Genomic DNA, 11,612 nt, shown 5'->3' on the forward strand with positions numbered 1-11,612 from the left:
GCGACTCTAATATCGCCATGCATTAATTGGCATAAATTTCGAGAAATAGTTAAACCAAGGCCAGTGCCGCCATATTTTCGAGTGGTTGAGGCATCTGCTTGTGAGAATGAGTCAAATATCGTTGCCAGCTTATCTTTAGCTATTCCGGTACCGGTATCGTGAACTTCGCAAATTAGATCCAGGCTGTCACCAAAGTCTTCGTAGACTTCTACTTTTAGGGTTACGCTACCGGAAGAAGTAAACTTTATCGCATTCGATATTAAATTCGTTAAGACTTGCCTGATTCGCCCAGGGTCACTTGTGATATGGGTTTTATTGATGCCCGAAACATCGACAACGAAGTCTATGTCTTTGTCGTATGCTTGCTTACTAAGTGTTTTCGCCAAGCTGGAGATTAAGTCAATTAAGTCGAAAGAGACCTGCTCAAGCTCGAGTTTACCTGACTCAACCTTAGAGAAGTCGAGTATATCGTTGATCAAGCTTAGCAAGGACTCAGCACTAGATTTTGCCAATGAGGCTCTTTGTCTTTGCTCATCACTGAGCTCTGTGTTCATCAGCAGATTGAGCATGCCGAGTACACCGTTCATTGGCGTGCGTACTTCATGACTCATGCTGGCCAGGAACTCAGACTTAACTTTCAACGCATTTTCGGCAACGGCTTTTTCTTCTTGAAGGGCTATTTCACGGAATTCTAGTTCTTGTGCGTAATCAGATAATTTTGAGGCTGAAACTTTGACCTCTGAAAGATCCTCGATACAAATAAAGGCTCCGAGGACTTCGTTATTTTCGCCAAAATCAGGATGGTAATTCGCTTTGCAATGCCTTATACCGTTAACGGTCGCCATATCTGTTTCCAAGTGACAGGACGTCCCGCTTAGAGCCTTTTTAATGTAGGGTTGAGTCCGTTCGTAAATGGCTTCACCCAAGGCTTCAGAAATTGCTTTACCCTTATAGGTGCTAGTATCACGGCCGCTCCAGCGACTATAGTTCTTGTTAACGAACTGAAAGCGCTCTTGTGCATCAATGTAGGAAAGTAATACGGGGACACCGTCGGTGATGCCATCGATAATACGCCGGGTTTCGTTTACCTCCTCAGCGCGTTTGGCTATGTCTTTGGCAAGAGCATTATAGCGCTTAACCAAAGTGCCTAACTCATCCTCGCTTTGGTAGCTTAAGGGAGAATTTAGGCCGTTACTTTGTTGCTGGTGTAGCTCTTCGGTAATGCTTTCCAAGGGCCTAATCAAGGTTCTACGCTGGTTGAGATAGGCTGTAGCCGCAAGTAGGGTAATTCCCCCAGCACAGAGTAGAAATAAGCTAAAGAGAAATGTCTTGGTTTCTTTAAATGTCGGTATATTATGAAATTCCATAAATACCTCGTAAGGGCGCACGCGATTAAGCTCTGGGTTCAGTAGTTTGATGCGAGCATGATGAAAAAAACCGTCATCGCTAATTTGATGATTCTGGTTTTGTCCATTTGTGATGAAACGCTTCTAGGTTTCTAATTGGGCATTGTCGAGTGAATTATGAACATTTTGGCCAATATTTTCTTCTTGGCTGTCTGCGCTGATAATGCCACTTGCCTGTTCCACCGGGAGCAAGCGGGTCATGTCATTTCGTGCCGTTAAGGCTTTAACAATACGCCTTAAATTAGCTGTGTTAGCATTGGTTTCATTAGCGATAAGTAGCGTGTCTTGTATATGCTGGGCAATTATATTGCTTTCACGCTCTAATGTTCGCTCTGCGTGATAAGAGAATAATAGCGAGACGGACAGCAAAAATATCGTGCCAATAAGGATACTTGGTATCGCTAACTTGAAGGATAGTGATGTAGTTAGCTTATTCATTTACGTTTGTTGCCACGTCAGTATATGCCCAGTGCTATTCAATGAGGTTAGGGGCTAGGCAATTGACTGATATGTGTCAGGAGTGTGCTGACGTCGATAATTGCTTCGTTAAAGCTTGCCCCTCCTTAAAAATAGCATAACTGTGCATTTTCGCCGTAAAAATGGAGGAATAATTCTTAGGGATAGATCGGTTTTCTTGAGCTATCAGCGTTAACTGAGAGTGTTATTGCGTTATGAAAGCGGGAGCTTGTGTCTTATTGTGATGTTTCCCTGGATTTCTTTGGTCTGATAGGTGCAGTAGCATAGGCTTTGTACGCTTAGACTTGGGAGGACTGGCTGTGTATAGCCTGATAAGTGGCGCTGTAAGGTGCTGAGTGAGTACGACTGTTTATAAAAGCCCAAAGTAAGATGAGGGTGGTAGTCGCGTGCGGGATTATCCTGACAGATAGATTCCAGTGTACCGCGTATCTTTAGAAGAAGAGGGTGCTTGTTTATCGAAAGGTAGGGGGCTGTCTCGAAACTGTCTAGGCCTAGGCTTTCTAGAGAAAAGGGCGAAAGCTTTAATTCTTCAAGCGCTCTGATTTGCCGGGCGAGCTTCTCTTCGCAGAAGTGAGCAGGATCCACCAGTCCGCAAGCAGATAAAGTGATGTGAGGTGCTCTCTGGTAATCAGGTAGTACTAGTGTTTTGACATGAGCGCGGGCGCGTTGGAAGGCTTTGAGCCAGTCTTCTTGCTGAACCACTATTGCCCAAAAGCCGTAATGCTCAATACCTTGATGCCAATTAAGCGGGTCATGCGGGCTAACTGCAATGGAATTCTTTGCCTGAGAGGCAGAAAGGTTTTGCATAAGTGAAATAGGTCAGAGTGATATGGAAGTTCTGAAATAGTTTAATTAAAGCGCGAGTGTTGGTGCAAATAAATATCAATCCACACTCACAATGCCAGTATCTGAGCTACACTGAAAGCATGTTTTTTCAAAGAAGTATTAACAGTGCCCCTATTAGCAAATGCTTGGCGATTAAGCCCTTTAATTGTTGTCGTTTTATCCTTTTTTCTGGTTCGTATCAGCTCTATTGAAGCTCTCGATGAAAACGTACTGCGGACTGCTCCTTACCTATTAGCGTGTATCTTACTTGGCTTTTCTGCCATGTTTAATCGAAGCCGCTTTATTGCCCCGATTTTCATCGCCCTGTTTGCCTATTACTTTATTCAAACGAAGCTGCAAACGCCTTTGACAAGATCAGACGTGATGGCGATGTTTAGTGGACTTAATCTCCTTTTTTGTACATCGTTGATGTTTGCTTCGCTCGTTCCTGAAAAAGGTATGTTTAACCGAACAGGTGGAGTATATGCACTGGTATTAGCGGCTGGAGCTATGCTCTTGTGGTATTTTGGTGCCAGTGAGGCGTGGCAGGCTAAGTTAGCGGCGATTGCCAACCACCAAAGTGCTTTGTTTGAAGACCGGTATTGGGTGACCGAGGCTTTGTTATATTGCCACGCCTTGTGTTTTTCAGTGTTAGCTCTGCTTGCCTTGATTCGCAAACATGTTGCAGATTTCGCTTTATTATTAACCTGGCTATCTGGCGTGTCAGTCTTTTTCGACTTCTCTTCAAATCACCTTAGTTCAGTATGCTTCTCAATGCTGTTTTTGGCTTTGTTTATTCTTTATCAACAAAGTAATTATCAGGTGACTTATAAAGATGCATTAACCGGAATATCAGGTCGCCGTGCTTTGGAAGATTATCTTTCCACTTTAGGTCGTCATTACTCGGTAGCGATGCTCGATGTCGATCACTTTAAAAAATTTAATGATACCCATGGTCATGATGTGGGTGACCAGGTTTTGCGTATGGTGGCTTCAAAGATCGCTCAGGTCGAGGGTGGAGGGCGAGCTTTCCGTTATGGTGGAGAAGAATTTACCATTGTCTTTAACCGCCGAAGTGCTGACGACATTTTTGTCTTTGCCGAGGCCGTGCGTGAATCGATACAAAACTATGCGCTAAAGCTTAGGTCCGATGACCGTGAGCAGGATAAGAAGACAGGGAAAAAGCATAGAGGTCAGGGTAATCCTTCTAAGACCGTTTCGGTGACAATAAGTATAGGTTTGGCAAATAGCGAGCCAGGGTATCGACCAGCTGAGGTCATCAAGAAGGCGGATGACTTGCTTTATAAAGCAAAAGAGGCAGGGAGAAATTGCACAATTAAAGAAAGTCCGCGATCTGTCTAGTCGGCACGCTATTATCCAATTACAAGCTCTCTATGCTCCCCGTATCGATTGTACGGCGAGCTTGATCTGTTCTTTTCTGGTGAAGGCATTATCTTTGGCTTCTTGTAAGGCGAGTTTTTTGGCTTCGTCACTTAATTCATTTGAGTCTAGGATATCTTGCCGTTGTTGGTAGAATTCTGTTAGGCGAGCTTGCCACTGTGGCGTATTGGATTCTAGGTAGGCCATTCTTTGTGCGATCTTTTCTCCATAGAAATTAGCTCTTAAATCGAAGATTTCTTCAGCCGTGTCAGACTGATTCTTAAGCCTGTTTATTTGTGCGGTGAGCTTTTTTTCTTCGCGCTTATAGCGCATGCCTTGAGCCATCTTACTGGGCAGTTGGCTTTCGGCCTGAGCCATCAGCTGATCTTTTTCCTGCTCGCTTAGTGAACTGTCGCTGTTGATCAGTAAGCGCTGATAAGAATAGTCATCATAACGTTCTTCGTGACCGAACAAGGCTTCACTTAGTTCTTTACCGAGGTATTGTCGACGTGTGTTTTTTTTATCATCAAGCGCAGAGCGCAGCATTGTCAGGTTTTCCTGCTGACTGAAGTCTGTGTTCATGGCAAATTGCTCTGTACTCAGGTTGCCTTTATAAAGCAGATAATTGTCTGCTATTTCCTGGGCTTTCATCGTTGCTTCGCCAGACAAACTCATCTCAATATACTCGCGTATGCGTTCAATGACCTGGTCTTGTCCCTCGATATGAGAAGCCATAAGGAAATACTCGAATATGTTTTTGATGTTCTCATTGATGACTAGCTTCCCTTGAGGGTCAACTAAAAACTGTTCGATCGCTATATCAGACATATGCAGGGGCAGCGCGCCGTAGCGTGATGCGGATTCGTACTCATGGGTTGAGTTGAAGGGTGTGCTCGCTAAGACTTGTCACACCCTGATTTCTATTTCATTGCGGCTTAGCTAGCGATGAGTTGCTTAACAATCTTGTTAAAGTGGCGAGCAAAAAGATAGTGGGTTTCACTTTTCAGACGGGTAAAGTGAGTCGTATTGAGGTGCTTTGATAGCAGCTCAGCGGCTTCTAGGGGAATAACATCATCATGTTCGCCGTGCCAGAATTGATATTCTGTTCGACAATTTTTTACCGAAAAGGCAAGAGCACTGAAGCTAAGCTTTAGTTCTTCTGCCCAAATACCAACACCTTGCTTAGCCGATTGCTTGAGATTAGCGGTTGAATAGTTTCGATATTGACTTGTTTTTAACAAGTTAATATCTGCAGCACGACCTTCAAGTGTGGGGCGAATATAGTTCAACTGCTGGGAATAAAAGTGTTCGATGTCTTTTCCAACAGCCATTTTTAAAATGGGTTCGATCAAAAATGGAGCAAACTTTAGACTTCGATTAACGGCCGTTACGAGTGAAGGGATGTTGGCGCAGGCCATAATATCTTCGATACGCGGCATGGCATTAACCATCGCAATGCGCTCGATGCGATCTGGCAGAAACTCTGCCAAGGCAAGCGCGTAACTACCACCTATAGAGTGTGCAAGAATTTTTACTTTATCTAGTTTTAGGTGATCTAGTAGTTGCTCAAGATCCGAGCACCAGTCTTGGTGGTTACGTTCGGGGTGGCAGTCAGAATCTCCGTAGCCAGGACGTTCGGGAACAATAATTCGGATATTTTCTTGTTCAAAAAGGCTTGATGCACCCGGAGGTAACTCCATTGAAGAGCCCATAAGGTTATGTAGTAAAATGATGGCGTGAGTTTCGGAGCTGGTCGAGCAATATGGGTCAGTTGCACGTTTATTTTTTAAAAGTTCAGGCTTTGGATGATCGCAATAACTCATACGCCTGCCGTCTTTCAGGTAAATAACGTTCTGCTCAGGCTCGCTTGTTTGGTCAGCAATAGGAGATAAAGGCCTATCGAGTTGATGTGAGGAGCCGAGTTTATATAATAAGACTTTTCTGATTAACTCCGGTTTCCTAGTCACCCCAAGTTTCTGATAAATGTTGCTTAAGTGGCCTCTTACCGTTGCCTCTTTTAACTTTAGTTTGGTGGCAGTCTTCTTGCTGGATAGCTCATTGATCAAGGTGACTACGACTAGTGCCTCGGTATCTGTTAGCTGGTAGTGTGCCTTGAGAAGCTCGGTGTTAATTAGCTCTTCCTGCTCTGTTTGAAAACAGAGATAAAAATGCTGGCTGAGCTGCATATCTGCCTCATTGCCTGGCAAGGCGGTAAGATGGACCAGCTTAGGTTTGCCTTGGTATGCCTTTTTAGTGCTGAGGCTTTCTACAGCTGAGTCGACGGGTTCAAGTGCTAGTGAGATGATGCTGAAGTTTTGGTCGCCGGTTAATGGCATAAGCTCTGTGTTCAGCCGAAGGTGTTCCGCGCTCAGGTAACCCTGATCAATTTGCCAGTGCTGACTGGCATTGAAGAAGTGCTCAGCTCGCTCATTGATGTCAATTATTCGGCCTGTCTCATTAATAATTAATGCCGCCATGGGAATATGGTTCAGGGAACTTTCTGTCTGTAAGGGGTGTTCCTGGCTGCTAAGTTGGGCACTGATTTTGATCGCCGTTTTCAGGTGTTTCATGACACGCAAGGAAACGTCTCTAAACGGATGCTCATGAGGTAGGTTTTCAGAGATGGAAATACAGTTTGACAGGCTCAGCAGTAGATTGAACCATTCGTCTTTCTTGCTCGCGAAGCGATAGATAAGGGAGATCAGTTCATCTTCTTCGAGGCTGAATTTCTCTATGGTAAGTGGTGCGTTATTTTCGAGCAGGTTAATCATGACTACATCCTTGTGACTACTTAACTAATCCGTATTCAATACAGTGTTCAAATAAAAATAAAATTAGCGCTTCCTGGCTTTCAAGCCTAGTTTTACGAAGCACTGATTGGAGTTGCTTGCGTACAGTCTGTTCGGAGACGCCTCTGTGCTCTGAAATATCACTAAGGCGAGCTCCTTCGAATAGTAAAATGCTTAATTCTTTCTCTGCCTTACTCAGTTTCAGAGCCTGAAATCTTAGGTTTTCTTTTAAGTGTTGCGCATAGTTGGCGCCTAAAAAATACACCCATGCAAGGCCGGTTCTGGTGTAATGTCTGAACAGCCTGGGTACGCAAGCTGTCGTGCTGATAATTACCGGATATTCTATTTCATTAATACTTAGCTTGAACAACACGCTGTGCTTGCTTGTCGCATTCATACAGTCGTGGATAGCATTTCTAAGTACGATGCGCTGATTAGCCCGAGTGCATAACTTCAGTAGGTCGATGTGCTCACGAGCTAGATGCCTTAATGATGTACTCGCGTCAAACTCTTCGTTTGTAATAGATGAATTGATTAATTGTCTAAACAACTTATTGCTAAACACACTATTAACTTGGTTATCGACAGCAAGGGTGGGGAGTGGGTAGTGGCCCAGAACTTGATAAACTGATTCAATTTCTTGCTGCTGTTGGTTTATTTTATGGCAGAGAAGTAAGGCCTGGGCGATATGTGGCAGTAGGTGTCTCTGTGTATTGGATAGGGGGAGCTGGGCTTCTGCGCGGCGATCAAAAGCAATGCTAGCGACCAACTCGGCGCGATGGTCGAAAGGAATACACGGATAAAGTACGTGTTTGTGAACAAAAATATAATAAGAACTAGAGCTACCGGCCGGTGCTTCCTTGCGAATGTCGCTTAGCTCAGTCTCGCTCAATAACGAGCTTTGCCAAGGGATTAGGCGTTCACTAAGGTCAATTGAAGCGCTGCCGAAGATGTCGCAAAGTTCTTGTGCCAAGCCTTCGGGGCCTTTAGATGCACTGTCGTAGAGCTTTAAGGTGAGCACTGAGCTGTCAAGGGGCGCTTTTTTTATAGAACTGCTATACACGTTTTATTCCGAAACTTATCTATCAATGCTGTTAAAGCGTTTGTCTTTTATCTAGTGCGTTTATAAGTGAGCATCATAGGGAATTTTAAGCAACAAATCGGTCTTGACACTTTGTTTTTGTGACAAGACTTCTTAATAAGTAGAAGTACGTGGTGATTCTGTGATCTTATCGCACTGAATTTATAGGGCTTCGTCACAGCGGTACTTACTTGGCTAAGTTCGTGTTTAAGAGGGATGACATTTGAATAGCCTTCATTGATTGAGTTGGATCATGTCTCATATTCCAGAAAACATGCTAATCTGAAGATCTTCACTTACGGAGATCATGTATGAGTCATACTGTTGAAGGTCAAGAGACCCATAAACATTGGGGGCGTCTAGGGCGCTCCATCCTCAATGGAGTGATAGGTGACTACCTTGAAAAAGAATGTAACCCTTTGGCTATCCAGATGGGCTTTTATTACCACTACAAACGCTTGGTCTTAAATGAACACCTCGTTCATCAGCTGGATGCGCCGTTAAGTAATAAGGTGGTTGTATTTGTTCATGGGCTAACAAACCTGGAAACGGTTTGGGATTACCACCTAAAGGCTCCCAGTGAAGGGGAATCTCTCGTCGATCATTATATTGATAGCTGTTTCGACTATAAAGGCGGCGATGTCAGGGAAAACTATGGTACAAAGTTGCAGGAAGATTTTGGTTATACACCGTTCTATCTTCGCTACAATACCGGACTTTCTTTAGAAAAAAATGGTCGTCTTCTGGCAAAGCAACTGACTCAATTGCACGAAGCCTACCCGATTAATATTGATGAACTGATGCTTGTCGGTTTCAGTATGGGCGGACTCTTACTTCGACATGCTCAATATTGTGCCATCCAAACTGATATGCCTTGGCTCTCGAACTTAAGTAAATGTATGTACTTGGGTACACCGCACGAAGGCTCACCGCTTGAAAAGTTTGGCCACTTTAGCGGTGAAATCGTTCGACACTTTCCTCGGGATTACATTAGCCATTGGGCTGATTGGATTGATCGGCGGAGTGAAGGTATTCAAGATTTAAAGCATGGCTTGAAGTTTTTTGCTCCATCTGAAGACATTGAGTCGTCATGTGCGAGTTTCTATGATCAGGCTCGTCATTACTTTATTAGTGGTAGTGTTGGAAAGAATGAAGATAGCTTTATTAGCAGAGTGATGGGGGGTAGCTTGGTCAGACAGGGTAGTGCTAACCCGGGCTCTGCGCCAACACATAGCTAAAACGCTCACTTTGAAGGCCTGCCACATATTCCATTGGCGCACTCTGACCGCGTGTACCAGCAGATAGCATGCTGGGTTGATGAAGATGAGCGAAGATTGCGTACACGTCATGCGGGGAAAGCGCTCGATTTAATCAACTATCAGGTAATACGTAAACCCTATATCCCCGAAGCTGGGCAGCAAGATGTGTCCAATCAAGCTTTATTAGCAGGCACTATCGATTTGATGGCGAGCGCTTACGATAAAACGGTAGAAACAGTTGAGACGGTTCATTACTCAATTGCTGAAGAGCCCTTTTATGTGATGCAAAAATTACCCGTAGTGAGTCAAATAGCCAAACCTATTGAAGCCGTGCACCGAGATATTCTGGATATCGTCTATCGTTCACTAAGAGGTGGCGGCAAGCTTGTCCATCGTGCGGCTAAATTGCTTACCCCGGATGACCTTGCACAAGCTAGACCTAATGCATAGTTTTTACTTTGCCTTTCTATTACCATAAGTAGTGCTATCATAAAAATAACCCAAGCTTTTTCCACCACTTACATAATAAATTTAAGGTGAGTTACATGCCTATGCGTTTTATGTCTGCTTTTAGACACTTTTTACCTATGATTGTCTGCGCGATGCTGGCTGGACTGCTCTCTGGAGCAAGCTACGCCACAGATAATAAGCGGTTTGAATCGTCCGTTCGAATTGGTTACGTACCTCATCTTTCTTTCAAAGTTGATAACGGTATTGCTTCAGGAAGTCTTGCAAATTTGATGGAATGCTCGAGCGCATACTTTTCTCATGTCGAGTTTGTCGAAATGCCACACTACTCATTCATGGAAGGTGCGCTTGATAGTAATGTGATTGATATTGGTTTGAATATGGTCAAGACCAAATCGCGGGATAAAGTCGCTGAATATGCCTTTGACCTATATACCTCACGTATTTTACTCGTGGGTAATGGTAATTCCCGAAACAATCAAGGTGCAGGTATTCTTGCGGTTAAACAAGGCAGTGATATCGATATTTTGTTGTTGGCTAAGGGCTATCAAGTTAACACTCAAGCTTATTCGATTGATAGGCTGATCGAGATGTATCGTGAAGGACTCATTAATTCATTTGCAGAGTCAGAAGTGAGTATCTTTGATGCGCTTCAGGCTTTGGATGCGGATGAGGTCGATTATGATTATGAAGTACTGGCCGAAGCCGCTGGCGGAGCTTATGTCGCTAAGCACTTCTTGAAAAATAACCCCTCAGTGATTAAAGACTGGCAGCAAGTAACGAGTGTTTGTGCTTACCTTGCACCCAAGATCGAATTATAAGTAGATCCTGTTGTCAGGCCTATGCTCCCTTGATTCGGGCTGATCATCCCTAGGAAATTATGCCTCTTTTCTGATAGAATCCGCGTGCGCCGTAGAGATAGCTGTATAAGTTTTGTGCAGTTTTACGGTGCCATATTCTAGCGATTTACGAAAGAGGTTCGTTGCATGTCTGTTGTTCGATGGCTATTAGGCCGTATTATTCTATTAGTTGATTTTCTGTTTAAGCCTCGTAAACCCAAGCTTTCCAGCGAGAAGCAGTTAGAACTGGACGCGGCGACGCAGAACATATCGCTATATCAGTATGCTGCCTGTCCATTTTGCGTAAAGGTTCGATGGGCTGCGCGTCGTCAGGGCTTAAATATTGAGACTCGTGATGCGAAACGCAATAAGCAGTTTGCTGAAGAGCTACAGTCCGGTGGAGGAAAGCTTAAGGTGCCATGCTTAAGAATAGAAAAAGATGGTGAGCAACAATGGATGTATGAGTCGTCAGATATTATTTCTTATCTTCAAGAGCAATATACATAAGAGAGTCCTGCAGAGGGCCCCAGCCCTCGCTATGCGGAGTTAGATAGGTTCAAAGGTGCGACCTGCCAGCGAGGCTCGGTACAAATCTAGCTGTTACTCTCTCCAAGAACCTTTCTGATTTCCTGTTCTGCATAATCCAGTTCTTTAGCAAAAGAGCTTATTGCTTCTTCTTGCACTTCATTTGGGAACTGTGTGTTGTTTTCCAGATCAATTGCCAGGCAAGCTACTCTATTTATACCCAGTTCTTCAGCACTTGTGCGTAAGCGGCTTGCTTTCTCAGTGATCATTTGTTTGTTGATAGCGCTGAGCCCAGAGTTTAAGTGCTGTCTGATCTCGCCAACTTCAGCGACGAATTGCGATAAGGCACTCCGATAATGTTGCTCGTCTCCCAGGCTAGTTCGCAGGCCAATATTTTGGTCGAGCACGCCAGCGGGAAGGCCTGTTGATGAGCCAAAATTATTGCTTGACGAATCAGGGGCTTCGTCAACAAAATTATCAGGCTCAGGCTCAGGCTCAGGCTCAGGCTCAGGCTCAGGCTCAGGCTCAGGTTCAGGCTCAGGCTCAGGCTCAGGCTCAGGCTC

General features: G+C 44.3%; 12 protein-coding genes. 5 read left to right on the plus strand and 7 right to left on the minus strand.

Features of this window, described 5'->3' with window-relative positions:
* From A3766_RS18550 to A3766_RS18560, 3 genes are all read right to left on the minus strand, one after another.
* On the minus strand, window positions 1–1,367 hold a 1,367-nt coding region (locus tag A3766_RS18550; protein ID WP_156508973.1), incomplete at its 3' end, for an ATP-binding protein.
* Between the two features lie 123 nt (window positions 1,368–1,490).
* Window positions 1,491–1,844 carry a hypothetical protein gene (locus tag A3766_RS18555; protein ID WP_068510086.1) on the minus strand — a complete coding sequence of 118 codons (354 nt, stop codon included), beginning with the start codon at window positions 1,842–1,844 and terminating at the stop codon, window positions 1,491–1,493.
* A gap of 231 nt (window positions 1,845–2,075) precedes the next feature.
* On the minus strand, window positions 2,076–2,690 hold the full coding sequence (locus A3766_RS18560; RefSeq protein ID WP_068552615.1) for a 2'-5' RNA ligase family protein: 615 nt from the start codon (window positions 2,688–2,690) through the stop codon (window positions 2,076–2,078).
* A 144-nt stretch (window positions 2,691–2,834) separates the two neighbouring features.
* On the opposite strand from A3766_RS18560, the gene A3766_RS18565 reads away from it, so the two are divergent.
* Window positions 2,835–4,070, plus strand: coding sequence for a diguanylate cyclase (locus tag A3766_RS18565; protein WP_068510957.1), 1,236 nt, complete (start codon window positions 2,835–2,837; stop codon window positions 4,068–4,070).
* Window positions 4,071–4,100: 30 nt separating this feature from the next.
* Here A3766_RS18565 and A3766_RS18570 read toward each other — a convergent pair whose 3' ends face one another.
* From A3766_RS18570 to A3766_RS18580, 3 genes are all read right to left on the minus strand, one after another.
* Window positions 4,101–4,916 carry a lipase secretion chaperone gene (locus tag A3766_RS18570; RefSeq protein ID WP_068510955.1) on the minus strand — a complete coding sequence of 272 codons (816 nt, stop codon included), beginning with the start codon at window positions 4,914–4,916 and terminating at the stop codon, window positions 4,101–4,103.
* Window positions 4,917–5,023: 107 nt separating this feature from the next.
* Window positions 5,024–6,859: an alpha/beta fold hydrolase gene (locus A3766_RS18575; protein ID WP_068510952.1), complete on the minus strand. Its 1,836-nt coding sequence runs from the start codon at window positions 6,857–6,859 to the stop codon at window positions 5,024–5,026.
* A 16-nt stretch (window positions 6,860–6,875) separates the two neighbouring features.
* Window positions 6,876–7,940 (minus strand): helix-turn-helix transcriptional regulator, encoded by a 1,065-nt coding sequence (locus A3766_RS18580; RefSeq protein ID WP_068510950.1) that lies wholly within the window; start codon window positions 7,938–7,940, stop codon window positions 6,876–6,878.
* A gap of 329 nt (window positions 7,941–8,269) precedes the next feature.
* Here A3766_RS18580 and A3766_RS18585 point away from each other — a divergent pair, with 329 nt between their 5' ends.
* The 4 genes from A3766_RS18585 (at window position 8,270) to A3766_RS18600 (ending at window position 11,031) form a co-directional block, all read left to right on the plus strand.
* On the plus strand, window positions 8,270–9,196 hold the full coding sequence (locus A3766_RS18585; RefSeq protein WP_068510948.1) for a triacylglycerol lipase: 927 nt from the start codon (window positions 8,270–8,272) through the stop codon (window positions 9,194–9,196).
* A gap of 51 nt (window positions 9,197–9,247) precedes the next feature.
* Window positions 9,248–9,667 (plus strand): hypothetical protein, encoded by a 420-nt coding sequence (locus A3766_RS18590; RefSeq protein ID WP_068510945.1) that lies wholly within the window; start codon window positions 9,248–9,250, stop codon window positions 9,665–9,667.
* A gap of 95 nt (window positions 9,668–9,762) precedes the next feature.
* Window positions 9,763–10,506: a hypothetical protein gene (locus tag A3766_RS18595; protein WP_068510943.1), complete on the plus strand. Its 744-nt coding sequence runs from the start codon at window positions 9,763–9,765 to the stop codon at window positions 10,504–10,506.
* Between the two features lie 165 nt (window positions 10,507–10,671).
* On the plus strand, window positions 10,672–11,031 hold the full coding sequence (locus tag A3766_RS18600; RefSeq protein ID WP_068509001.1) for a glutathione S-transferase N-terminal domain-containing protein: 360 nt from the start codon (window positions 10,672–10,674) through the stop codon (window positions 11,029–11,031).
* An 86-nt stretch (window positions 11,032–11,117) separates the two neighbouring features.
* Here A3766_RS18600 and A3766_RS29775 read toward each other — a convergent pair.
* On the minus strand, window positions 11,118–11,612 hold a 495-nt coding region (locus A3766_RS29775; RefSeq protein WP_197479626.1), incomplete at its 5' end, for a hypothetical protein.

This window comes from Oleiphilus sp. HI0132 (assembly GCF_001635845.1).

Coding starts and splice junctions, on each gene's coding strand:
- A3766_RS18555 (WP_068510086.1), bottom strand. CDS start 1,844: ATGAATAAGCTAACTACATCACTATCCTTCAAGTTAGCGATACCAAGT.
- A3766_RS18560 (WP_068552615.1), bottom strand. CDS start 2,690: ATGCAAAACCTTTCTGCCTCTCAGGCAAAGAATTCCATTGCAGTTAGC.
- A3766_RS18570 (WP_068510955.1), bottom strand. CDS start 4,916: ATGTCTGATATAGCGATCGAACAGTTTTTAGTTGACCCTCAAGGGAAG.
- A3766_RS18575 (WP_068510952.1), bottom strand. CDS start 6,859: ATGATTAACCTGCTCGAAAATAACGCACCACTTACCATAGAGAAATTC.
- A3766_RS18585 (WP_068510948.1), top strand. CDS start 8,270: ATGAGTCATACTGTTGAAGGTCAAGAGACCCATAAACATTGGGGGCGT.
- A3766_RS18595 (WP_068510943.1), top strand. CDS start 9,763: ATGCCTATGCGTTTTATGTCTGCTTTTAGACACTTTTTACCTATGATT.
- A3766_RS18600 (WP_068509001.1), top strand. CDS start 10,672: ATGTCTGTTGTTCGATGGCTATTAGGCCGTATTATTCTATTAGTTGAT.